Raw genomic sequence first — 22,249 nt, 5'->3', positions numbered from 1 at the left:
ACGGCATATGCAAAAGTTTGACCGTGTTATGGATGCACCGCTTGTGAACAAGCAGCTGGGATAGAGAAGACGTTTTTATGAATGATGCGACCAATTTAATTGCCAATGACGCAAAATCGATTGTGCAGGCGCATTTAGACCGTTTAGGCGAGCCAAAAGACAATCATTGGACTGAGCAAGCCAAACAGGAAAAATTTGAACAAATCAGAGCGGAATTGAAAAAACGTGATGCTGTTCTTGTCGCGCATTATTACTGCGATCCTGAAGTACAGGAATTGGCAGAATTAACTGGCGGCTGTGTATCAGATTCCTTAGAAATGGCTCGCTTTGGTCGTGATCATCCTGCCTCAACTTTAGTTGTGGCTGGTGTGAAATTCATGGGAGAAACAGCAAAAATTCTCTCGCCAGAAAAAACGGTACTCATGCCGACGCTAGAAGCAACCTGCTCACTCGATTTAGGCTGCCCTGTAGATGAATTCACAGCGTTCTGTGACCAGCATCCTGATCATACTGTCGTGGTCTATGCCAATACTTCTGCTGCCGTAAAAGCACGTGCAGATTGGGTCGTGACTTCTAGTTGTGCCGTTGAGATTATTGAGCACTTGGATAGCTTGGGTGAGAAGATCATTTGGGCACCAGATCAGCACTTGGGGCGCTATATTCAAAAGAAAACGGGTGCAGATATGCTACTTTGGGATGGCGCATGTATCGTACATGAAGAATTCCGTGCACGTGGCATTGCCAACATGAAAGCACTCTATCCAGATGCGGCTGTTTTGGTTCATCCTGAATCGCCAGAATCTGTGGTTGATATCGCCGATGCTGTTGGAAGTACCTCACAACTGATTAAAGCTGCACAGACCTTACCGCATGAACGTTTAATCGTGGCAACAGACCGCGGTATTTTCTACAAGATGCAACAAGCGGTACCCAATAAAATTTTAGTCGAAGCACCGACGGCAGGTGAGGGGGCGACATGTCGTTCCTGTGCACATTGTCCTTGGATGGCGATGAATGAGTTGGATGGAATTTTGCAGGTATTACAGCAAGGCGATCAGGAAATTCATGTTGATCCAGCTTTGGCAGAGCGTGCCAAATTACCTCTAGATCGCATGCTAAACTTCAGTGCGAGTTTAAAACGTTAAAATTTGTATAAAAAATATCAGAAATGCTTGATATTTATACGGTTGATGTGTTTTTTTAACTTTTTTTAAATATAGGTGTTGACGTTCTTGGGCGTCACGCCTAGAATGCACACCGTACCGCACGATGTGCGATACGGTAAAAGCTGAGATGAATCGGAGCATAGCACAGCCTGGTAGTGCACCTGGTTTGGGACCAGGGGGTCGTAGGTTCGAATCCTACTGCTCCGACCAATTCTTCAAGGCAAAGTATCATATGATATTAGTATCATCGGTCATGCGCCTGTAGCTCAGTTGGATAGAGCATCCGCCTTCTAAGCGGATGGTCACAGGTTCGAATCCTGTCAGGCGCGCCATTTGGTAGCTTGATATTGTAGGACTATATAGTGGTGGATGTAGCTCAGTTGGTAGAGCCCTGGATTGTGATTCCAGTTGTCGCGGGTTCGAATCCCGTCATTCACCCCAATTTCGGAGCATAGCACAGCCTGGTAGTGCACCTGGTTTGGGACCAGGGGGTCGTAGGTTCGAATCCTACTGCTCCGACCATTTATTAAAATGGTCGAGATAAAGATGCCGCGTTAAGCGGTTTTTTTATGTCTAAAATTTAATAAAACGATATTATATCTTGCCAAATTCTCATAACCAGATCGGTAATTAAACTCTCCTTGTTTTATCTTTAGTTTTTAAAATCAAAAAAAGGTTGTCTTGGCGAATTGCTAGACAACCTGAAATATGATAAGCGTTGATAGGTTTGTAAGTTATTTTATAGCTTGAATACAGTTGAGCGATTCAAGTCTAAGGGATAATGATAATATTCACGCGACGGTTGGTTGCACGATTTTCATCAGAGCTATTTTCTACAAGGGGTTGTGAAGAACCACGTCCAATGGTGTGAAGATGATTGGGTTGAAAGCCGGTTTGAAGAAAAATTGTAGATACACTGGTCGCACGTTTTTCTGACAAAATTTGATTGTACGTACTGTCACCAATATCATCGGTATGACCAACAATCTTAATTTTATTGAGTTTGTATTTTTGTAATTGGGTTGAAAGGCGCATAAGTTCGTCAGTTTGCTCAACTTTAATCTCATAGCTGTCAAAACCAAATAATAAGCGCTCGGGTAAGCGTAGACTCCAGCCTTCATCAGTTAATACGAAGCCTTCTTTTTTCAGCATGCGAGCTTGCTTGTAGTTTAAATGCCCCCAACTGGCACATGCGCTTAAAACGCTACTGAGCAATAGAATGAGTGCGAGTTTAATAGGGCGAGAAAAAGTTATCATTGTAAAGTTCCTAGCGGAGAGAGAGGTACCAGCCTTGTTGCAATGTTTTTGCTTTATACATTGCACTGTCAGCGGCAGTGATGAGATCTTCGGGGCTATGTGCTTGCTCGGTTGACGCAATCCCGATGGAAAAGCTGAAATAAATCTGGTGTTGATCAAAATGAAGCGGTTGTTCACAGCATTTCAATAAGTTTTCACTAATTTTGGTGAGGTGTTCGGTCTTGGAGACGTTGCGAATGAGGACAGCAAACTCATCTCCACCCAGACGTGCAATAAAATCATCTTGTCTTAAGCAGTTTTGTAATCGTTTAGCCATTTCCTGTAATACTGCATCACCCGCCAAATGACCATATTGGTCATTGATTTCTTTAAAGTTATTATTATCAATAAAAAATAATGCAGAGGTGGTCTTTGGAGATTGGTCAAAGCTAGCCAAGAGTGTTTGATAAAAATAATGACGGTTAGGTAGTTGTGTGAGCTGATCATGTAATGCTTGATGAGCCAATACGTCATTTTCCGCACGTAGTTTTTGGGTTGATGCTTGAATCTTATCTAGTAATTCATTAAATACCTCATTCAGTTGCTGTAGTTCTTTGATATTAGAATGAGGTAGGCGCAGTTGATAGGCTTTAAATTCACTAATTTCGCGCGCAGTAGAGACCAGTGGATGAATAGAACGCATTAAATATTGGTATGTGGAGCGCACGGACCAAAGAAGCGCAAATAAAATTAAAATAATAGCCAGACATAAACCAATTAAAATTTTAAAGAAAAAATCTAACAGACTTTGCGAACTGCCATAGACCACGATTGAGCCGTAATACTGTTGATTATGCCGAATAGCCATCTCAATGGGCTGCTGAAAAAATAAATGATCTAAAATACTTTGAGTGTTCTGGAAGGATTGAGCAACTTGTCGACTATTTGCAATCTCATGTTTTGAAGGATCAAGGACTTGAATGGAGCGAATAGAATATTGTGTGGTGTAGTTATTTAAAATTTGTTGAATCGTTATGCGATCATTAAATACCATTGCAGGCTGTATGCGCTCACTCAACGCCTCAGCAAGAATATTTAAGCTTTGTTTCGCGTAAGTATTCATGGTGTAGGTGGAAACGACAATAAAAATAATCGTACAAATTGAAAAAGTTAAAGCAAACATTGCGAGTTGCGAACGTTTAAATAAGGATTGCAATGAGGTCATGCGAGAACGTTTAGCCATTTTTATTGCTCCGTCGCTTTCGCAAGCAATAACACACGTGGATCTACTCGTACTTTGGATTGACTCAAACTGTCTAAGTTCACTTTAAATGAGGTGTTGTTATTACGTGTATAAAGACAGAAGGAACTTCCAATTTCACAGGCTTGGTTGGTCGAACTAAAAGAGAGGAGAGGATCCTGTCTTTGACTGTGAATAATTTTCTGTTCTTCCTGAGGGGAAAAGGTAGATAAAAAAATGGCATTACATGAAGACTTATCTAATTCATTTAAACGAATCGATGAAATTTTGTAATGATAACCTTGTAAGCGAATAGCTTGATTAAATTGTAGGGCATAGTTTGGATTATCAATCACGCACAAAGCTGGCGTGGGAGTATTCCATTTTGCATAACTTAAAATAGACAGCGTGATAATAAACATATTATGTGTAGAAACGGCATATACAGGCTTTGACATCAATGCGGTGATGAAAATAAATACATAAACCCTTATTTTAGTGTTAACCATTTCAAGTAATTTAATTAATAAGTGAAATAAGTTGATGATTGTAGCTAAAAGTAATCAATAAAAATAGTTCTCTTAATTGGAGGAGGCGTGATAGAAATCACATGTTTTGATTAAAAAAAGAACGCTTGATGATTTAATTTTAAAAAGGGTATTGCAACGGGTTGGGAATACTGTAGAATGCACATCCATCGGCGGTGATGTTGATTAAAACTTGTTGAGAAACAAGGATTTAGCCCAAGCGGTAGAATCTGGAAGTCTTGAAGAGGTTTAAAAATAATTAACAAAACCTGTTGACTTTAACTTAGATTAGAGTAACATAGCCGACCTAGCTTGATGATGACGAGTCATCAAGAAGATCATTAAGAGATTATGAAGAACAACTTGTGTGGATTTTTACTGATTGATTGATCGAAATTATTTTCATTGATTGATGGTAGAAATTACTCGAAGTTTATTTGAGAAATATTTGTCAGAAAATTGATGAGCCAAGATTGGTACCCTTATAGGTACTACTGATTTTAAACTGAAGAGTTTGATCATGGCTCAGATTGAACGCTGGCGGCAGGCTTAACACATGCAAGTCGAGCGGAGTGGTTGTGCTTGCACAATCACTTAGCGGCGGACGGGTGAGTAATGCTTAGGAATCTGCCTATTAGTGGGGGACAACATTCCGAAAGGAATGCTAATACCGCATACGCCCTACGGGGGAAAGCAGGGGATCTTCGGACCTTGCGCTAATAGATGAGCCTAAGTCGGATTAGCTAGTTGGTGGGGTAAAGGCCTACCAAGGCGACGATCTGTAGCGGGTCTGAGAGGATGATCCGCCACACTGGGACTGAGACACGGCCCAGACTCCTACGGGAGGCAGCAGTGGGGAATATTGGACAATGGGGGGAACCCTGATCCAGCCATGCCGCGTGTGTGAAGAAGGCCTTTTGGTTGTAAAGCACTTTAAGCGAGGAGGAGGCTACTAGTACTAATACTACTGGATAGTGGACGTTACTCGCAGAATAAGCACCGGCTAACTCTGTGCCAGCAGCCGCGGTAATACAGAGGGTGCGAGCGTTAATCGGATTTACTGGGCGTAAAGCGTGCGTAGGCGGCTGATTAAGTCGGATGTGAAATCCCTGAGCTTAACTTAGGAATTGCATTCGATACTGGTCAGCTAGAGTATGGGAGAGGATGGTAGAATTCCAGGTGTAGCGGTGAAATGCGTAGAGATCTGGAGGAATACCGATGGCGAAGGCAGCCATCTGGCCTAATACTGACGCTGAGGTACGAAAGCATGGGGAGCAAACAGGATTAGATACCCTGGTAGTCCATGCCGTAAACGATGTCTACTAGCCGTTGGGGCCTTTGAGGCTTTAGTGGCGCAGCTAACGCGATAAGTAGACCGCCTGGGGAGTACGGTCGCAAGACTAAAACTCAAATGAATTGACGGGGGCCCGCACAAGCGGTGGAGCATGTGGTTTAATTCGATGCAACGCGAAGAACCTTACCTGGTCTTGACATAGTAAGAACTTTCCAGAGATGGATTGGTGCCTTCGGGAACTTACATACAGGTGCTGCATGGCTGTCGTCAGCTCGTGTCGTGAGATGTTGGGTTAAGTCCCGCAACGAGCGCAACCCTTTTCCTTATTTGCCAGCACTTCGGGTGGGAACTTTAAGGATACTGCCAGTGACAAACTGGAGGAAGGCGGGGACGACGTCAAGTCATCATGGCCCTTACGACCAGGGCTACACACGTGCTACAATGGTCGGTACAAAGGGTTGCTACCTAGCGATAGGATGCTAATCTCAAAAAGCCGATCGTAGTCCGGATTGGAGTCTGCAACTCGACTCCATGAAGTCGGAATCGCTAGTAATCGCGGATCAGAATGCCGCGGTGAATACGTTCCCGGGCCTTGTACACACCGCCCGTCACACCATGGGAGTTTGTTGCACCAGAAGTAGGTAGTCTAACCGTAAGGAGGACGCTTACCACGGTGTGGCCGATGACTGGGGTGAAGTCGTAACAAGGTAGCCGTAGGGGAACCTGCGGCTGGATCACCTCCTTAACGAAAGATTGACGATTGGTAAGAATCCACAACAAGTTGTTCTTCATGACGATGTATCTGAGGGTCTGTAGCTCAGTTGGTTAGAGCACACGCTTGATAAGCGTGGGGTCACAAGTTCAAGTCTTGTCAGACCCACCAAATCTGACTAACGAAGCATTTGAAGAAATGCTGAATACAGAAAAACAGAGACATTAACTTATTGATAAGCTGGGGACTTAGCTTAGTTGGTAGAGCGCCTGCTTTGCACGCAGGAGGTCAGGAGTTCGACTCTCCTAGTCTCCACCATATATTGAATATCAATATATAAGCTAAGTAGTTAGATTATAGAAATTAGTGAATAGAGATTGGAAGATCTTGTTTTATTAACTTCTGTGATTTATCACAGTTTCCTGACCTGACGAAGGCTGGAAAAATCATTAACAGAATATATTTGAGTTGAAATAATTTGTTCATACTCGTTGAAAACGACATAGGCAACTATGAAGTGATTAAATGAGTTACTAGCGAAATTAACTGAATCAAGCGTTTTGGTATGTGAATTGAATTGAAGCTGTACCGTGTTTAAGTACACAGAACAACAAACTGTATGATCGAGCAATCGATCTGTCCTAGTACTACTTGTAGGTGCTACGACTGTTTGGGGTTGTATAGTCAAGTAATTAAGTGCATGTGGTGGATGCCTTGGCAGTCAGAGGCGATGAAAGACGTAATAGCCTGCGATAAGCTCCGGGGAGGCGGCAAATATCCTGTGATCCGGAGATTTCTGAATGGGGAAACCCACCTACTATAAGGTAGGTATTGCAACATGAATACATAGTGTTGCAAGGCGAACGAGGGGAAGTGAAACATCTCAGTACCCTTAGGAAAAGAAATCAATTGAGATTCCCTTAGTAGCGGCGAGCGAACGGGGAAAAGCCCATTAAGTCATATCAGTTTTAGTGGAATGCTCTGGGAAGTGCAACCATAGTGGGTGATAGTCCTGTACACGAAAGGGCTGATATGATGATGTCGAGTAGGGCGAGGCACGTGAAACCTTGTCTGAATATGGGGGGACCATCCTCCAAGGCTAAATACTCCTGACTGACCGATAGTGAACCAGTACCGTGAGGGAAAGGCGAAAAGAACCCCTGTGAGGGGAGTGAAATAGATCCTGAAACCGCATGCATACAAGCAGTGGGAGCCGACTAGTTCGGTGACTGCGTACCTTTTGTATAATGGGTCAGCGACTTACATTCAGTAGCAAGGTTAACCGAATAGGGGAGCCGTAGAGAAATCGAGTCTTAATAGGGCGTTTAGTTGCTGGGTGTAGACCCGAAACCAGGCGATCTATCCATGAGCAGGTTGAAGGTTGGGTAACACTAACTGGAGGACCGAACCCACTGTCGTTGAAAAGCCAGGGGATGACTTGTGGATAGGGGTGAAAGGCTAATCAAGCCTGGTGATAGCTGGTTCTCCCCGAAAGCTATTTAGGTAGCGCCTCGGACGAATACCATAGGGGGTAGAGCACTGTTTCGGCTAGGGGGTCATCCCGACTTACCAAACCGATGCAAACTCCGAATACCTATGAGTACTATCCGGGAGACAGACTGCGGGTGCTAACGTCCGTAGTCAAGAGGAAAACAATCCAGACCGCCAGCTAAGGCCCCAAAATTATAGTTAAGTGGGAAACGATGTGGGAAGGCATAGACAGCTAGGAGGTTGGCTTAGAAGCAGCCACCCTTTAAAGAAAGCGTAATAGCTCACTAGTCGAGTCGGCCTGCGCGGAAGATGTAACGGGGCTAAAACTATATGCCGAAGCTGCGGATTTGCAATTTATTGCAAGTGGTAGGGGAGCGTTCTGTAAGCCGATGAAGGTGTATTGAGAAGTATGCTGGAGGTATCAGAAGTGCGAATGCTGACGTGAGTAACGACAATGCGAGTGAAAAACTCGCACGCTGAAAGACCAAGGGTTCCAGTCCAACGTTAATCGGGGCTGGGTGAGTCGACCCCTAAGGCGAGGCCGAGAGGCGTAGTCGATGGGAAATTGGTTAATATTCCAATACTTCTGTGTAATGCGATGAGAGGACGGAGAAGGTTAAGTCAGCCTGGCGTTGGTTGTCCAGGTGAAAGGTTGTAGGCATGTATCTTAGGCAAATCCGGGGTACTCTATGCTGAGAACTGATAGCAAGCTGTACTTGTACAGTGAAGTGGCTGATACCATGCTTCCAGGAAAAGTCTCTAAGCTTCAGTTACACAGGAATCGTACCCGAAACCGACACAGGTGGTCAGGTCGAGTAGACCAAAGCGCTTGAGAGAACTCTGCTGAAGGAACTAGGCAAAATGGTACCGTAACTTCGGGAGAAGGTACGCTGCTGACGGTGATTCCCCTCGCGGGATGAGCTATTGGCAGCCACAGAAACCAGGCCCCTGCAACTGTTTATTAAAAACATAGCACTCTGCAAACACGAAAGTGGACGTATAGGGTGTGATGCCTGCCCGGTGCTGGAAGGTTAATTGATGGGGTTAGCGTAAGCGAAGCTCTTGATCGAAGCCCCAGTAAACGGCGGCCGTAACTATAACGGTCCTAAGGTAGCGAAATTCCTTGTCGGGTAAGTTCCGACCTGCACGAATGGCATAATGATGGGGGCGCTGTCTCCAGCAGAGACTCAGTGAAATCGAATTCGCCGTGAAGATGCGGTGTACCCGCGGCTAGACGGAAAGACCCCGTGAACCTTTACTGCAGCTTGACATTGAACTTTGATCTTACTTGTGTAGGATAGGTGGGAGGCTTTGAAGTTGGAACGCTAGTTCCAATGGAGCCGTCCTTGAAATACCACCCTGGTAATATTGAGGTTCTAACTCTGTCCCGTTATCCGGGACGAGGACCATGTCTGGTGGGTAGTTTGACTGGGGCGGTCTCCTCCTAAAGAGTAACGGAGGAGTACGAAGGTGCGCTCAGCGTGGTCGGAAATCACGCGTAGAGTATAAAGGCAAAAGCGCGCTTAACTGCGAGACCCACAAGTCGAGCAGGTACGAAAGTAGGTCTTAGTGATCCGGTGGTTCTGTATGGAAGGGCCATCGCTCAACGGATAAAAGGTACTCTGGGGATAACAGGCTGATACCGCCCAAGAGTTCATATCGACGGCGGTGTTTGGCACCTCGATGTCGGCTCATCTCATCCTGGGGCTGAAGCAGGTCCCAAGGGTATGGCTGTTCGCCATTTAAAGAGGTACGCGAGCTGGGTTTAGAACGTCGTGAGACAGTTCGGTCCCTATCTACCGTGGGCGCTGGAAATTTGAGAGGATCTGCTCCTAGTACGAGAGGACCAGAGTGGACGAACCTCTGGTGTACCGGTTGTGACGCCAGTCGCATCGCCGGGTAGCTATGTTCGGAAGGGATAACCGCTGAAAGCATCTAAGCGGGAAGCCTACCTCAAGATAAGATTTCCCTAGGACTTTATGTCCTCTAAAGAGCCGTTGAAGACTACGACGTTGATAGGTTGGATGTGGAAGCATAGTGATATGTGAAGCTGACCAATACTAATTGCTCGTGAGGCTTGACTATACAACACCCAAACAGTTGGTGTTGTGGTTCAAATCACTGCAAATAACTTGATTTAGTTATAAAGCTAGATACAATATCCAACTCAAATATACCTGTTAATAACTCATTTGACGAAAGTTAGGCATACACGCTGTGTAAATAAGACCATAACGAATAGTCATAAACAGTTGTGCTGGCGACAATAGCAAGAGTGAACCACCTGATCCCTTCCCGAACTCAGAAGTGAAACCTCTTAGCGCTGATGGTAGTGTGGGGTTACCCATGTGAGAGTAAGTCATCGCCAGCTCATTTATTCAAACACCCCCTAACCAACGTTAGGGGGTGTTTTTTATTGCATGGGGTTTTATTAAAAAATTAATAATACTTTAGCGGGGATGATTAGAGGGTTTTATCGTTATTCTGAAATAATTAAAGAGGAGATAATAAAAATTAATGAGAAGCTTAAAATGCTGGTTTGAGATGTGAAATAATGATTAGAAAAATTTGGCTTTTTAATCCACTCGTTATTGTATGAAGATTATTATAAATAACCTTAAAGTTGCTACTTATAACTGTAAGGCTATTTCTTCAGTGTTTTTTTAAATCAAAGATTAAAAATCTGAAATACGATTACTGGCAGTTTTTAAGGCATAAAGGAGTTGTCCTAGTAACACATCTTTTTCAGCAAGAGTCACAATAATCATTGGATGCTTGTTTGATGTAATAGAGGTGAGAATAGCTTTGCCATTCTCAGCATCTAAGGTGATGGATTGACAGCCTTCCAAATGAATTTCATTCATGAATGCTGCGACCATTGCGAGGATTGAGCTGCTCACGGCTGCAAGCTTTGTGCTATTGTAACCGTCTTTTTTATGGACATGAGCCAGTTCAAAGCCATCAGTGCTACAAAGCATCACATAATTGACACCACGGACATTCATCAGTAAGTCGTGAATTTCATCTTTGGCGAATTGAATTAACTCTTTGGGTGCCGTACGGCTTTGCTCTAGAGTAAACATATCAAACCTCTATTCAAGTTAATTAGCAATATTGGAGTTAATTTCAATGGATGTGATTAACGCCTCTAATAATAAGAGTACATCTTCTTTCTTGCGTGCATCAATAAAATATAACGGTGAAAACAAGTCATTTTGTAATAACCAGTCTTTATAAATCCCTGTAGATTTTGAATTTTCAGAGATGAGATCGGTGTGGGTAATGCCGATCGAGATATTGTCGGTAAAGTTTTGGAAAATTTCTAAATAGCTTTCGAGTTCCTGAATAGGATCTTCAGAATGATGGTCGATAAGAATCACTGCACCGATTGCGCCTTTCGTAATCGCTGACCAGATAAAGTCAAAACGACTCTGCCCAGGTGTTCCATAGAGTCCGATAGTGACATTGTCATCTAGAGTGATTTCTCCGTAATCAATGCCAACCGTAGTTTCCATTTTGCTATGGCGTTGAGAATCTGTATTAAAAGCTTCAGTTTGCAACACTGGAATTTCTGATAATGATTTAATGGCTTCAGTTTTACCAGCCCCCATACCTCCAGCAAAAACAATTTTGAACCGTTGTAATATCATGATATTTTCCTATATGCCCAATTTTTTTCTTAATTTTCCAAAGAAACTTTTAATAAATCCTGAGTCTTCAGTCGTGACTGGAACTTCTGGTGGATTAAAGTGTTTATCCCAAATGTTGATTCGGGAAAGATTATTGGCTGCAATATTTGCTGCTATGAATCTTTGAACTGTTTCTAAAGGAATATTTAATTGAGTTGCAATTTTTGAAACTTTCCCTCCTTGAATAAAACAGCTAGAAAGTTGGAATATAACTTTTCGATCTAGGTCTTGAGAAGGTTTTGGCCACATATGAAGCTTAAAATGGCCATCTTCTGGTGCAATTTCTTTTAAGAATAAAGGGGAATCCCAAAAGAATTGCCATAACCAGTCATTTAAAAGATAAGTCTGTTTTCTCGAAACTTTCATAAAACTACTGGTGCTGGCAATGTCATAGCCAAAACCAGAATCTGTAAAAGCCTGTTCTCGTTCTGTATTGAGCCAAGCAATATTTTTTTTGACATCGATAATTGCAATTGTGCCTAAAGTATCGAAAAGATGTAGTTTTGAGTTGTGCTCTTTGTCGAGCATCTTACTGAAATATTCGAGTTTATACGGGGTTTTCTTAGGATTAACTTCAAAAATATGATCGTTCGGGTTTTCGAGTGATGTATTGAGCAAATGTTGTAGAATCCAGTCAGAAAAACTCTGTGGATTAACAATAGGTAGAGATAAGGTATTTTCCTGAAGGATATTCTCATTGTTATTATTCTTGGTAATTTTTAACCAAGGAAAATTACGGCTTTGAATTATTTTTTGAATACCGTCAGTTTCATAAAAATTTTCATGTATAAATAAGCAATCGATAGTGGGGTCTGCTGCTGTACTCCATTTAATTTTATATTCTTGTGGAATGAGATTACGTAGCTGGGTTTTGAGTTCTTCAGAATGATGAATACTTAAACCAGTTATCGCAATATTAAGATATTGCTCTGTCATACTATCTCTACACATCTAACAAGTTGAAACGGTAATCCCCCTTTTTAGACAATTCAAAAAGGGGGCATGTTGAATCATGAGAAATCTAAACCTTTCTCATAACTTTTAAGTTCATGACGTGCCATTGCAAGGTTTGCTTTGGAACGCTCTAATACAAGGTATAAAAAGAGTTTTTCATTACCTTCTAATGGGCGAATTAGGTGATACTGTTTGCCGAGGGTGATCAATATATCTTCAATTGTATCGTTCAAATTTAGTGCATTTGCAACACGACGTTTTGAACGTACAACTTCAGTATTTCCTGCTGCAGCTAATTCAAGATCGATGTCACCCCCTCCCTGTGTTGCTAAAGCCAAACCGCTTTCCCCATCAACTAATGCAGCTGCATGGAAACCATCAATTTCTGATAATGCTTCTAATGATACTCTAGCCATATTGATTCTCTTATGTTTTTTGCATTTTTTGGATTGATTTAACTTGGTATCAAATCCATTTGATTATATGAATGGCACTAAAATATTATCAACAGAAATTATTTTTCTCTCTAAAAGCATCTGACAATTTGGGTCTATATCCGATTACGGCACTCAACTTAATTGTGATTTGAGTCTCATAATGAAGAAAGGAATATGAATAACCATATGAATTTGGATGTCATATTATGACTATAATAGAAGTGTAACAATGTGTAAATTTTACCGGGCGGTCAAAAATAAAAAAGAGGACTAATCAAATAAATTGATAAATAATTGAGACGAAATTGTTTTTTATAAAAAAGAGAGTGCAACTATGATTTAATCACACTCTCTTGTCATCTCTTATACAAACATCTGAGTTGCAGCAGAATAAAGTACCCATAAAATGGCTAAAGCGACAACTGGTTCTAAAATTTTAGCCCAAGTTGGAACCACAGTTTTTTCAACTTCAGTTACTTGTTCATGATGCTCTACAACATTGTTCTGATGAACCATTTGATTAAACTCCTTCATAGTTTCCTCTAATGATAGCTCTTCTTCGGGTATCGGTTTAGATCCTTTGAGCTCTGTTAGCTCACTTGTTGACCAAACCCAGTCAGCTGCTTGCCCAGACAAATGTTCGACTTGCCCTGTAATCAGTTCACGTAAGCCTTTAATGCCATAATGACCTGTATCATCTAATTGTTTTAATTCGGCTAACTGTAAAGACAAAACTTCCGTAATCGTATGTTCAAATTCAGTTTTCTTTAAAGTGGAATGATTCTGGTCTGAAGTGGTGAGGTGGCGAGCAATATCAATAATATAAAGTTGTTCTTGGGATTGAATTTCTTGATAGAGTTTATTTTCATCTTTACGCCATAAGGTAATCAGTTTGGCAAGACTGAGCGTATTAATTTCTGCCAGATGTGCTTTACGCTCACTCGACTGATATTGATTCAGAAGCTCTGGCTTTTGAATGTGAATTTGCTCTGCAAAATATTGTACTAAGTCAAAAGCCATATTGCTTCCTCTTGTTTTAATCTAATAACCTCAAGCTTGGCTTTTTCTTGGGTTGTTCTTGGTTTTGTTCAGGTTCTGATTTTAAATCATCTTGCTGAATTTGAACATTTTCATATTCATTTGGATCAAAAAATAAGCCTTGCCCATTTTCACGAGCATAGATACCTAATACTGCATATAGTGGCACATAAATATCACGAGATACACCACCAAAACGTGCAGAGAAGGTAATTGCATCGTTACTCATATGGAGCTGATGTACCGCATGTGGCACGATGTTGAGGACGATTTGACCATCTTGAATGAATTGTTCAGGGACCATGGTGTTTGGTTGTGTCGCATCGACTAACAAGTATGGTGTGAGATTGTTATCACAAATCCATTCATAAATAGCACGGGCCAAATAGGGACGGGTAGGAGATAAGTTGGTTTCCTGTTCAGACATTATGGTTTACTCGGTGGCGAAGATAAAAACTTGCTATAACGATTTTTTTCCTGCAAGGTCAAAGATTTGATAAATGCAGGTCGTTGGAAAATACGTTGACAGTATAAGAGGATTGGGCGACATAATTTATGCGGTAATTCTATTCCCATAGAATCTAAGCGTAAGAAAATGGGTGCTAACATACAATCTAAAATTGTAAAGTTATCCGACATAAAATAAGGATAATGTTGGAACAATGGTGTAAGAGAAATTAGTGTGTCTCTTAATCGCTTCTGTGCTTTAGCGCTATCATTTTTATTGAGGCTGTCTGGATGACGAAGCATGATATCGGCTAATTTCAACCAATCTTGTTCAAAACGCCAAATATATTGACGCTGTTCGGCACGTGGTGCTGGTGCATCAGCATACAGTTTATTTTGACGATAGCGATCATCTAAATATTCCGAAATGATATTGGTGTTAAATAATTTAAGATCATTTTCAATCAACATTGGAAGTTGATGATAAGGGTTCAGGCTCGCCAGATCTTCATCGTCGTAATCGAGCAAGATGAGATTAAATTTAATCTGCTTTTCGGCAAGCACATAACGAATCCAATGCGAGCGAAAATCATCAGCGTGACTATAAAGGGTAATTCCCTGAATGGGAGTTGCAGGATTTTCTAAAGACATAAGTCTCAAAAATTTTGATTGATCATATAGAATACTAAAATTAGCGTCGGAAATCACGCCATGCTGAATAATATGCTGCTTATGAGCAGATTTATTCTCAAATAAACCAGAAAAGAGAAAAGCAAATGAGACAATCTCATTTTACAGTTGTGTTTGGGATTGGGTGCTTTGTGATAAGTTGGATTTAGCGTCGGTTTAGGTTGCTGATTAAGATGTTAGAGATGATGTAGGAGATTGCGGTAACGGGTGATTGATTAAGCTGTCAGATGCTGAAATTTAAAAAGCAGTAGAGTTCGAAGCGTGTAAAGAGGTGAATTACTCTTAAAAGGCCATCAATTTTTTAAGGTCTATAAAGTAGATGGGCAGTATAGTTGTCAAATGTTGAAGTATGCCAGTGGTGATGTAGAGATGTTTTGTTCTAAGCCAGAATAGTTTTACTTAAGATATAAAAAAACCTCGGAAAATCCGAGGTTTTTTGTCCAATTCGGTAAACGAATTAACGTTTAGAGAATTGAGGACGTTTACGAGCTTTACGTAAACCAAGTTTCTTACGTTCAACTTCACGAGCATCACGAGTAACGAAACCAGCTTGACGAAGAGCAGGTTTTAAAGTTTCGTCAGAAGCGATCAACGCACGAGTAATACCGTGACGGATAGCGCCAGCTTGACCACCGATACCACCACCAGCAACAGTGATGTAAAGGTCATACTTTTCAGTAACGTCAAGAAGCTCTAAAGGTTGACGAACAACCATACGAGCAGTTTCACGACCGAAGTATTGCTCAAGAGTACGGTTGTTAATTACGAGCTTGCCTGTACCAGCTGACAAGAAAACACGTGCAGTTGCGGTCTTACGGCGACCTGTACCATAATTAGTAGCCATGTGCTGTATCCCTTAGATGTCCAAAACTTGTGGCTGTTGAGCAGCGTGTGGATGCTCTGTACCTGCATACACTTTCATTTTCTTGATCATTGCATAACCAAGAGGACCTTTTGGTAACATACCTTTAACAGCTTTTTCTAAAACTGCTTCAGGTTTGTGAGCGATTAACTTTTCAAAGTTAGTCTCACGGATACCACCAGGGAAGCCAGTGTGGCGATAGTATTTTTTATCAAGTGCTTTTTTACCAGTCACTTGAATTTCTTCAGCATTGATTACAACGATATAATCGCCAGTGTCAACGTGAGGAGTATAAGAAGTCTTGTGCTTACCACGTAGACGACGAGCGATTTCAGTCGCAAGGCGACCTAAAGTTTTGCCAGAAGCATCAACAACGTACCAGTCGTGTTGAACTTCAGCAGGCTTAGCGCTGAGAGTTTTCATTAAACCACTACCTATTATAGTTGGTTTGGACTATGGAATCTGTCCAAACAAAAGGAGACGCGATTCTAAACGAATACGTTAGGAATCACAAATGAAAATATAAAATTTCAAGAGCCGTATTCTAAGGTATTTCCCCGTATAAAGGAAGAGAACAAAGTTTATTCTTTTTAAAAAATACAAATATGGTCATGGCATATATGCCGAGGCTGACGTGCGGATAAGAACAAAAAAGAATAAAAGGGTTTTAGCTTTTGAAATACAGGCTGCTGATAGCGTTTGAATACTTTGTGTTTTATACAATATAGTGTTTATTCTTTCTTTTTTTGATTTCAAACTTTGCCCTGTGATAAGGTTTTTCAGTCAATTGAAAATAAGCGCAGTTAGCATTGAAATAAACAAGTTTTAGATATGCGTTGTGTCATTCATCGATCTGGAAATAGACGTTGTATAATGAGCGACATGCATTTTCTCTGAGTTGCTTATGCTTCCTTTATATGTCACCAGTGGTGAGCCTGCTGGAATTGGTCCAGATATTTGTTTGAGTCTTGCAGGACGTATAGATGAGCGTCCTATTGTGGTTCTGGGTGATCTCAATTTATTGCGTCGGCGTGCAGAATGCTTAGGTATTTCCGTTGAGCTGATTGAGTATTCAGGTCAAGAAAATTCATCGCTTCTCGGCCAACTTTATGTGGAGCATATTGCTTTAAATCAGACTGTGGTTTTGGGTGAGCTGAATCCTCAAAATTCGGCTTATGTTTTAGAGCAACTTCGTCGCTCGGCGGAGTATGCCATGTCTGGAAAAAGTGTCGGTGTGGCGACTGCACCCGTACAAAAGTCCGTCATTAATGATGCAGGCATTCATTTCAGTGGACATACTGAATATTACCAAGAGTTTGCTGGGGTTGATCGTGTGGTGATGATGCTTGCAACCAAAACTTTGCGTGTCGCGCTTGCCACAACGCATTTGCCGTTAAGAGCTGTGCCTGATGCGATTACTCAAGAACGCTTACATCAAGTGATAGATATTTTACTGCATGATTTAAAAACCAAATTTAAAATTTCGAACCCTAAAGTATTGGTTTGTGGATTGAATCCTCATGCTGGTGAAGGCGGTTATTTGGGTATGGAAGAAATTGAAATTATTAATCCCGTGCTGGAAAGCTATCGTGCTCAAGGGATCAATCTGAGTTTAAGTTTACCTGCGGACACCTTGTTTACACCTGAGCATTTGAAAGATGCTGATGCTGTTTTGGCAATGTATCACGATCAAGGTTTACCTGTGCTAAAATCACAGGGTTTTGGTGAAGCCATCAATATTACTTTGGGCTTACCGTTTATTCGTACTTCTGTAGATCATGGCACAGCACTCTCCCTTGCAGGCACAGGACAGGCAAAAAGTTCTAGCCTAAATGTTGCTGTAGACTTGGCTTTAGATTTAGCTCGACACTGATTTACTTAATCAATCTCACGTTGGAAATGTTTTATGTATCAAATTAATGCGCTTAACCCGAAACAAGAAGGGCATCAGGCTCGTAAACGGTTTGGTCAAAATTTTTTGCATGATCAACGTGTCATTGCGAAAATTGTACGTTCAGTGAACCCACGAACTGGCGATAATATTGTTGAAATTGGCCCTGGTTTAGCGGCATTGACTTCACCCTTAATTGGCGAATGTGATGCATTAACTGTGGTTGAACTAGACCGTGATTTGGCGGCAGGCCTACCGGGGCGTGTACCTCATCCTGAACGTTTAACCATTATTGAAACGGATGCACTGAAATACGATTTCACTAATTTATTTGAAGAGGGTCGTCCGCTACGCGTGGTAGGTAACCTGCCGTATAACATCTCGACACCACTTTTGTTTCACCTCTTGGAATTTGGTGACAAAGTTAAAGACATGCATTTCATGTTGCAAAAAGAGGTGGTGGACCGTATTACCGCAGCGCCAAACACGAAAGAGTACGGGCGTTTATCGGTGATGATTCAGTATTATTGTAAGCCAACTTTTTTGTTTGAAGTGCCACCAGGTTCATTCAACCCACCACCTAAAGTGACATCTGCTGTTTTCCGTTTGGAGCCTTATGCAACCAAACCGATTATTGCCAAAGATGAAAAAGCTTTAGCGCGTTTGGTGTCGCATGTCTTTACTCAGCGTCGTAAAACGCTACGCAACAGCTTAAAAGGGATGTTACGTGAAGATGGTTTTGAACAAGCGGGTATTGATCCAATGGCACGTCCTGAAACATTAAGCTTGGCTCAGTTTGTGGCTTTAGCCGATCAAATGGTGTAACCATGGCGCGTTACAATTATGTCATTGGCGATGTGCAAGGCTGCTTCGAAGCATTAAAAGCATTATTGAAGTCCATTCAGTTTGATCCCGATCAAGATTTTATCTGGTTCGCAGGCGATTTGGTTGCGCGTGGAGAAAACTCGATTGGCGTATTACGCTTTATTAAAAAACTGGTAGAGCGCGGTTCTGCTGCGACGGTATTGGGTAATCATGACCTGACACTTTTGGCATGTGCACGCGGCTTGAAACAAGTGAAAGATAAAGACCGTACCCGAGATGTAATTGATGCCATTGATAGTGATGATTTGATTGATTGGTTACGTAAGCAACCGCTTTGCTTGTTTCCGAACGAACAGACTATTTTGACGCATGCGGGTATTCCATGTCTCTGGACCGCGGAACAAACCGCAGCTTTAGCGAAAGAAGTGGAAGCTGTTATTGGTCATGAAGACTTTGCTGTGATGGATGCCTTCTTAAAAGAAATGTATGGTACGCATCCTGATGTGTGGTCGGATGAGTTAAACGGAAATGCGCGCTTACGTTGTATTACCAATTATCTGACGCGGATGCGCTTAAGTAATGCTGAAGGGCGTTTGGAGTTTAGCTTTAAAGATGCGCTTGAAGATCCGATGCCTGAGGGATTTCAACCTTGGTTTGAATTTGAATCGAAAGCCACTGAAACCCATCAGGTGATTTTTGGCCATTGGGCTGCTTTACAAGGTAGAACGATTAATCCACATATCCAAAATGTAGATGGTGGGTGTGTTTGGGGCAATCAATTATTGGCATATCGTTTGGAAGACCACCAAATGTTTGCGGTTGATAACCCTGTTATGGATTAAAAAAAAGCCACAATCTTGTGGCTTTTTTTAGCATTATTGGATGCTTACCCAAGTTTGACTACGTCCCAATATAGGCGCGCAGGGATAAACGCTTACTAGAAGGGTTGAGTTTCATTTTGGCATCATAGATTTGACCATTCAGTGGATCAACTACAAGACCTTGATTGGAGCTAGATGTCCCTCAACGCTTTTTAGTCCTTTTAACACAGTCATTCCTAAAATCGGTTTATTGATATAAGGGGTAGGGCAATTCACACAGTTGGGCGGAGGAGAATAGTCAGGTCGTTTGATTAAATCAATCACAGTACCAGAATGAGTATTATTCGATTCTTTCCAAATTTCGATGGTGGCTTGGGGATTCCCTGACCTATCATCAATGTGTTGCCAAACGCCAGTAATATCTTGTGCAAAAATAGAACTTTAGATAATCATTGAACCGAAAACAACAATTGAAGCAGCAATTTTTTCATTTTTCTATCCATTAGAAATAATTTACGTTGTTATATCCTTGTAAAAATATGTTAGGTAAGTTGTATATGCACTGCAATGAGAAAACGGTTCAAGTGAGAACTTATAGTTTATTGGATTTATGCTTGATTTTTATTTGCTTAGAGTATGTTGGAAATCATGTTGGATTGAGCTGAAACCGCCCAATCCATTTTTTAATAAGCGCTTATTCAATTCTTAACCAAGTTTGATTGCGCCCTAAAGCGGAAACACCCAAATAGGCACGCAAAGATAGGCGTTTACCTGTTGCACTCAGTTTCATTTTCGCATCGTAAAATTTACCTGACAGAGGATCAATCACACGCCCTTTTTCGTAATTATTCGTGCCTTCAACATATTTTAATCCCTTTATGATTTCCATACCTAAAATGGGTTGGTTTGTATATGGGGCAGGGCAATTGTTACAACGCTCACGCGGGGTATAGCCTGGTCGAGGGGTGATTTTAGTGATTTTCCCCGTATAGGTATTGTTTGATTCTTTACGAATTTGAATAATTGCCTTTGGTGAGCCTGACTTATCATCAATTTGTTGCCAAGTACCCACAATATCTTGTGCAAATGAGATCGATGTTGCAGAGAAAAGCCCTACTAAAATACCCAAGGAGATGATTTTTTTCATTGATTCCCTATTTGTGTAAAAGTGACGTATTTATATAAATTACGCAGATATGTTAAGTAACTTATTGGTTTGTCCCGATAAAACCAACTAAAAAGAATAAACTTACTAGTCAATTTGTCATAAAGATATGCTTTGAGCGCATAAAAAAGCCGCCTTTAAGGCGGCTAAATATGCTAATTTTTTATTCTTGACGAATCCAAGTTTGGCTACGTCCGAGTGCAGAGATTCCAACATATCCGCGCAGGGTCAAACGTTTGCCATTGGCACTCATTTTGGCTTTGGTACTGTAAATTTTGCCAGAAAGTGGATCAATAATTTTGCCACCCGAATAATTTAAACCATTTTCATGCTTTAACCCTTTGAGCACATCCATACCTAAAATGGGCTTATTGGTATAAGGGGCTGGACAATCAATACATGTGTCTTTTGGTGTATAGCCCGGGCGTGGAGTCACTTTCACAACTTTAGCTGTATAGGTGCCATTCGATTCCTTACGAATTTCTAAAACGGCTTTCGAAGATCCTGTTTTATCATCAATGTTTTTCCATGTTCCTGAAATATCTTCCGCAAAAGCCATGCTACTAAAAGCAGATAAAACAAGTGCGCTGATAAATTTAGCTTTCCCCATCATAAATTCCTTTTTACTGACTTAATCGACTAAACAAAATCTATCTTAGGGATGTTTTCTGTACAAAACAACCTTTGGAATGCTCTGTTAGTCACATATTTTGCACGTAAAGTATGAAAGTTGGCAGCCAAATTGCGGTGAAAACGGCATTTACTGCCATGCCAAATGCTGCATAGCGACCCGCGACACTACCTCGTTGCCAAGCTTGAGCTGTTCCAATGGCATGCGCAGCAAGACCTAGCGCCAGTCCTGAGGCACGCTCATCATTAATATGGCGTAAAATCAGTGGAGAAAATGCCGCACCAATGACACCTGATAAAATTACAATCAGGATGACTAAAGTGACTGGTGCGTGCAATAAAGTCGCAATATTGATGGCAATTGGTGTGGTTACCGCACGGGTCGCAAAAGCCATAATAGTTGAATCGGTCATATGCAACAGATACGCCAAACCCATGGGAAGTGCAACGGCACTGATGCTTGCAAAAACTAAGATACTGATGATGGCTTTGGGGGGTAAATCATCATAACGCATGGCAGCTAAAGGAATGGCGAGTGCAACCGTGACATAACCGAGTAAGTGACTAAAGATGGCATTGGTTTGCTGCATATAGGATTCGTAAGGAATGCTGAACAAAAATAGCAAACCGATCACAAAAAACATGCCGATGACGATCACTGGAATTTGTGGAATTTTTTTATTGATTGGTTTAGCACATAGATAGGCAATAAGTGTAATGAGAAATCCAGACAGAATTGAGAACATGTGATTTTCCTATAACCAGCGCTTTGCCATTTTGGCGTAAATCCAGAGTGGAATGAGGGTACTCACCACCAGAATCAGCACAAATAAAGGAATTTCACTACCCATCTGTACCAACATCAGTAAAGAACCTGCACTAATGGGTAAAAAGGCAAAGGCACTTTCTTTCATGATTTTATTGTTGGTATCGACCAAACGCGCAGGGACTTTACGGAACTTGCGCCAGATTAAAAGCAGTATCAGCAGGCTGATGAGTCCAATTAAATTGCCCAATTCAGGATGATTGAACTGCGTCATGATCCAGACGGAAAATTCACGAAACCCGACAATCAGTGTCAGAGTACCCATCCATGCAGGCCAATCTATTGTTTTTACCCAATCCATGATTTGT

Annotated in this window: 20 protein-coding genes, 6 tRNA genes, 3 rRNA genes and 1 pseudogene; 13 read left to right on the top strand and 17 right to left on the bottom strand. The window is 41.5% G+C overall.

The window, feature by feature from the left end; genetic code table 11:
• Positions 1-77: 77 nt before the first annotated feature.
• From nadA to M5E07_RS13365, 5 genes are all read left to right on the top strand, one after another.
• Complete coding sequence (nadA, locus tag M5E07_RS13385; RefSeq protein WP_116761533.1) at positions 78-1,145, top strand: quinolinate synthase NadA; 1,068 nt, start codon at positions 78-80, stop codon at positions 1,143-1,145.
• A gap of 154 nt (positions 1,146-1,299) precedes the next feature.
• Positions 1,300-1,376: transfer RNA gene (locus M5E07_RS13380), tRNA-Pro, on the top strand.
• A 45-nt stretch (positions 1,377-1,421) separates the two neighbouring features.
• A tRNA-Arg gene (locus M5E07_RS13375) sits at positions 1,422-1,498 on the top strand.
• A gap of 33 nt (positions 1,499-1,531) precedes the next feature.
• Positions 1,532-1,607: transfer RNA gene (locus M5E07_RS13370), tRNA-His, on the top strand.
• Positions 1,608-1,611: 4 nt separating this feature from the next.
• Positions 1,612-1,688 (top strand) — tRNA-Pro (locus M5E07_RS13365).
• Positions 1,689-1,937: 249 nt separating this feature from the next.
• On the opposite strand, the gene yfiB is transcribed toward M5E07_RS13365, so the two are convergent.
• The 3 genes from yfiB to yfiR are packed head-to-tail and all read right to left on the bottom strand — an operon-like array spanning position 1,938 to position 4,100.
• On the bottom strand, positions 1,938-2,423 hold the full coding sequence (yfiB, locus tag M5E07_RS13360; RefSeq protein ID WP_252219914.1) for an outer membrane lipoprotein YfiB: 486 nt from the start codon (positions 2,421-2,423) through the stop codon (positions 1,938-1,940).
• Between the two features lie 10 nt (positions 2,424-2,433).
• Entirely contained in the window at positions 2,434-3,645 is a 1,212-nt protein-coding gene (gene dgcN, locus M5E07_RS13355; RefSeq protein WP_252219910.1) for a diguanylate cyclase DgcN/YfiN, read from the bottom strand.
• Between the two features lie 2 nt (positions 3,646-3,647).
• Complete coding sequence (gene yfiR, locus M5E07_RS13350; protein ID WP_252219907.1) at positions 3,648-4,100, bottom strand: regulatory sequestration protein YfiR; 453 nt, start codon at positions 4,098-4,100, stop codon at positions 3,648-3,650.
• 571 nt (positions 4,101-4,671) lie between these two features.
• Between yfiR and M5E07_RS13345 the strand changes: the two genes are divergently transcribed.
• The 5 genes from M5E07_RS13345 (at position 4,672) to rrf (ending at position 10,037) form a co-directional block, all read left to right on the top strand.
• A 16S ribosomal RNA gene (locus tag M5E07_RS13345) occupies positions 4,672-6,208 on the top strand.
• Between the two features lie 61 nt (positions 6,209-6,269).
• Positions 6,270-6,346 (top strand) — tRNA-Ile (locus M5E07_RS13340).
• Between the two features lie 71 nt (positions 6,347-6,417).
• Positions 6,418-6,493 (top strand) — tRNA-Ala (locus M5E07_RS13335).
• Positions 6,494-6,857: 364 nt separating this feature from the next.
• Positions 6,858-9,751 (top strand): 23S ribosomal RNA (locus tag M5E07_RS13330).
• Positions 9,752-9,922: 171 nt separating this feature from the next.
• Positions 9,923-10,037 (top strand): 5S ribosomal RNA (gene rrf, locus M5E07_RS13325).
• Together the 16S, 23S and 5S rRNA genes with 2 tRNA genes alongside form the textbook arrangement of a ribosomal RNA operon.
• A 304-nt stretch (positions 10,038-10,341) precedes the next feature.
• On the opposite strand, the gene M5E07_RS13320 is transcribed toward rrf, so the two are convergent.
• The 9 genes from M5E07_RS13320 to rplM form a co-directional block, all read right to left on the bottom strand.
• Positions 10,342-10,749: a roadblock/LC7 domain-containing protein gene (locus M5E07_RS13320; RefSeq protein ID WP_252219903.1), complete on the bottom strand. Its 408-nt coding sequence runs from the start codon at positions 10,747-10,749 to the stop codon at positions 10,342-10,344.
• An 18-nt stretch (positions 10,750-10,767) separates the two neighbouring features.
• Positions 10,768-11,316 carry a GTP-binding protein gene (locus M5E07_RS13315; protein WP_252219900.1) on the bottom strand — a complete coding sequence of 183 codons (549 nt, stop codon included), beginning with the start codon at positions 11,314-11,316 and terminating at the stop codon, positions 10,768-10,770.
• 9 nt (positions 11,317-11,325) lie between these two features.
• Positions 11,326-12,291: a hypothetical protein gene (locus tag M5E07_RS13310; protein WP_116759939.1), complete on the bottom strand. Its 966-nt coding sequence runs from the start codon at positions 12,289-12,291 to the stop codon at positions 11,326-11,328.
• Positions 12,292-12,365: 74 nt separating this feature from the next.
• Complete coding sequence (locus M5E07_RS13305; RefSeq protein WP_016165410.1) at positions 12,366-12,725, bottom strand: roadblock/LC7 domain-containing protein; 360 nt, start codon at positions 12,723-12,725, stop codon at positions 12,366-12,368.
• A gap of 384 nt (positions 12,726-13,109) precedes the next feature.
• Entirely contained in the window at positions 13,110-13,766 is a 657-nt protein-coding gene (locus tag M5E07_RS13300; RefSeq protein WP_252219897.1) for a hypothetical protein, read from the bottom strand.
• A 16-nt stretch (positions 13,767-13,782) separates the two neighbouring features.
• Positions 13,783-14,211: a ClpXP protease specificity-enhancing factor gene (locus tag M5E07_RS13295; protein ID WP_252219894.1), complete on the bottom strand. Its 429-nt coding sequence runs from the start codon at positions 14,209-14,211 to the stop codon at positions 13,783-13,785.
• Positions 14,211-14,882 (bottom strand): glutathione S-transferase N-terminal domain-containing protein, encoded by a 672-nt coding sequence (locus tag M5E07_RS13290; protein ID WP_104441104.1) that lies wholly within the window; start codon positions 14,880-14,882, stop codon positions 14,211-14,213. The genes M5E07_RS13295 and M5E07_RS13290 overlap by 1 nt, the downstream gene beginning before the upstream one ends.
• A 496-nt stretch (positions 14,883-15,378) precedes the next feature.
• Positions 15,379-15,765 carry a 30S ribosomal protein S9 gene (gene rpsI, locus M5E07_RS13285; RefSeq protein ID WP_004829853.1) on the bottom strand — a complete coding sequence of 129 codons (387 nt, stop codon included), beginning with the start codon at positions 15,763-15,765 and terminating at the stop codon, positions 15,379-15,381.
• Between the two features lie 12 nt (positions 15,766-15,777).
• Positions 15,778-16,206, bottom strand: a complete 429-nt coding sequence (gene rplM / locus M5E07_RS13280) for a 50S ribosomal protein L13 (protein ID WP_004695096.1) — start codon at positions 16,204-16,206, stop codon at positions 15,778-15,780.
• 481 nt (positions 16,207-16,687) lie between these two features.
• Between rplM and pdxA the strand changes: the two genes are divergently transcribed.
• Genes pdxA through M5E07_RS13265 form a run of 3 tightly spaced genes read left to right on the top strand, consistent with a single transcriptional unit; the run spans position 16,688 to position 19,341 of the window.
• On the top strand, positions 16,688-17,656 hold the full coding sequence (pdxA, locus tag M5E07_RS13275) for a 4-hydroxythreonine-4-phosphate dehydrogenase PdxA (RefSeq protein WP_252219891.1): 969 nt from the start codon (positions 16,688-16,690) through the stop codon (positions 17,654-17,656).
• A gap of 33 nt (positions 17,657-17,689) precedes the next feature.
• A complete protein-coding gene (gene rsmA / locus M5E07_RS13270) occupies positions 17,690-18,499 on the top strand; it encodes a 16S rRNA (adenine(1518)-N(6)/adenine(1519)-N(6))-dimethyltransferase RsmA (protein WP_252219889.1) in 810 nt (269 codons plus the stop codon).
• A 2-nt stretch (positions 18,500-18,501) separates the two neighbouring features.
• Positions 18,502-19,341: a symmetrical bis(5'-nucleosyl)-tetraphosphatase gene (locus tag M5E07_RS13265; RefSeq protein ID WP_252219886.1), complete on the top strand. Its 840-nt coding sequence runs from the start codon at positions 18,502-18,504 to the stop codon at positions 19,339-19,341.
• Between the two features lie 58 nt (positions 19,342-19,399).
• On the opposite strand, the pseudogene M5E07_RS13260 reads toward M5E07_RS13265, so the two are convergent.
• The 5 genes and pseudogenes from M5E07_RS13260 to M5E07_RS13240 form a co-directional block, all read right to left on the bottom strand.
• A pseudogene (locus tag M5E07_RS13260) lies at positions 19,400-19,755 on the bottom strand (DUF2147 domain-containing protein).
• Between the two features lie 259 nt (positions 19,756-20,014).
• On the bottom strand, positions 20,015-20,467 hold the full coding sequence (locus tag M5E07_RS13255; protein WP_116759952.1) for a DUF2147 domain-containing protein: 453 nt from the start codon (positions 20,465-20,467) through the stop codon (positions 20,015-20,017).
• Between the two features lie 181 nt (positions 20,468-20,648).
• Positions 20,649-21,095 (bottom strand): DUF2147 domain-containing protein, encoded by a 447-nt coding sequence (locus tag M5E07_RS13250; protein ID WP_116759954.1) that lies wholly within the window; start codon positions 21,093-21,095, stop codon positions 20,649-20,651.
• Between the two features lie 91 nt (positions 21,096-21,186).
• Positions 21,187-21,861 (bottom strand): LrgB family protein, encoded by a 675-nt coding sequence (locus M5E07_RS13245; protein WP_116759956.1) that lies wholly within the window; start codon positions 21,859-21,861, stop codon positions 21,187-21,189.
• A 9-nt stretch (positions 21,862-21,870) separates the two neighbouring features.
• Positions 21,871-22,242, bottom strand: coding sequence for a hypothetical protein (locus M5E07_RS13240; RefSeq protein WP_252219883.1), 372 nt, complete (start codon positions 22,240-22,242; stop codon positions 21,871-21,873).
• Positions 22,243-22,249 lie beyond the last annotated feature (7 nt).

Source organism: Acinetobacter tibetensis, assembly GCF_023824315.1.
GTDB lineage: Bacteria > Pseudomonadota > Gammaproteobacteria > Pseudomonadales > Moraxellaceae > Acinetobacter > Acinetobacter tibetensis.
Note: the sequence above shows the minus strand (reverse complement) of the source record. Positions and strands in the feature narration are given on the sequence as shown.

Coding starts and splice junctions, on each gene's coding strand:
- nadA (WP_116761533.1), top strand. CDS start 78: ATGAATGATGCGACCAATTTAATTGCCAATGACGCAAAATCGATTGTG.
- yfiB (WP_252219914.1), bottom strand. CDS start 2,423: ATGATAACTTTTTCTCGCCCTATTAAACTCGCACTCATTCTATTGCTC.
- dgcN (WP_252219910.1), bottom strand. CDS start 3,645: ATGGCTAAACGTTCTCGCATGACCTCATTGCAATCCTTATTTAAACGT.
- yfiR (WP_252219907.1), bottom strand. CDS start 4,100: ATGTCAAAGCCTGTATATGCCGTTTCTACACATAATATGTTTATTATC.
- M5E07_RS13320 (WP_252219903.1), bottom strand. CDS start 10,749: ATGTTTACTCTAGAGCAAAGCCGTACGGCACCCAAAGAGTTAATTCAA.
- M5E07_RS13315 (WP_252219900.1), bottom strand. CDS start 11,316: ATGATATTACAACGGTTCAAAATTGTTTTTGCTGGAGGTATGGGGGCT.
- M5E07_RS13310 (WP_116759939.1), bottom strand. CDS start 12,291: ATGACAGAGCAATATCTTAATATTGCGATAACTGGTTTAAGTATTCAT.
- M5E07_RS13305 (WP_016165410.1), bottom strand. CDS start 12,725: ATGGCTAGAGTATCATTAGAAGCATTATCAGAAATTGATGGTTTCCAT.
- M5E07_RS13300 (WP_252219897.1), bottom strand. CDS start 13,766: ATGGCTTTTGACTTAGTACAATATTTTGCAGAGCAAATTCACATTCAA.
- M5E07_RS13295 (WP_252219894.1), bottom strand. CDS start 14,211: ATGTCTGAACAGGAAACCAACTTATCTCCTACCCGTCCCTATTTGGCC.
- M5E07_RS13290 (WP_104441104.1), bottom strand. CDS start 14,882: ATGTCTTTAGAAAATCCTGCAACTCCCATTCAGGGAATTACCCTTTAT.
- rpsI (WP_004829853.1), bottom strand. CDS start 15,765: ATGGCTACTAATTATGGTACAGGTCGCCGTAAGACCGCAACTGCACGT.
- rplM (WP_004695096.1), bottom strand. CDS start 16,206: ATGAAAACTCTCAGCGCTAAGCCTGCTGAAGTTCAACACGACTGGTAC.
- pdxA (WP_252219891.1), top strand. CDS start 16,688: ATGCTTCCTTTATATGTCACCAGTGGTGAGCCTGCTGGAATTGGTCCA.
- rsmA (WP_252219889.1), top strand. CDS start 17,690: ATGTATCAAATTAATGCGCTTAACCCGAAACAAGAAGGGCATCAGGCT.
- M5E07_RS13265 (WP_252219886.1), top strand. CDS start 18,502: ATGGCGCGTTACAATTATGTCATTGGCGATGTGCAAGGCTGCTTCGAA.
- M5E07_RS13255 (WP_116759952.1), bottom strand. CDS start 20,467: ATGAAAAAAATCATCTCCTTGGGTATTTTAGTAGGGCTTTTCTCTGCA.
- M5E07_RS13250 (WP_116759954.1), bottom strand. CDS start 21,095: ATGGGGAAAGCTAAATTTATCAGCGCACTTGTTTTATCTGCTTTTAGT.
- M5E07_RS13245 (WP_116759956.1), bottom strand. CDS start 21,861: ATGTTCTCAATTCTGTCTGGATTTCTCATTACACTTATTGCCTATCTA.
- M5E07_RS13240 (WP_252219883.1), bottom strand. CDS start 22,242: ATGGATTGGGTAAAAACAATAGATTGGCCTGCATGGATGGGTACTCTG.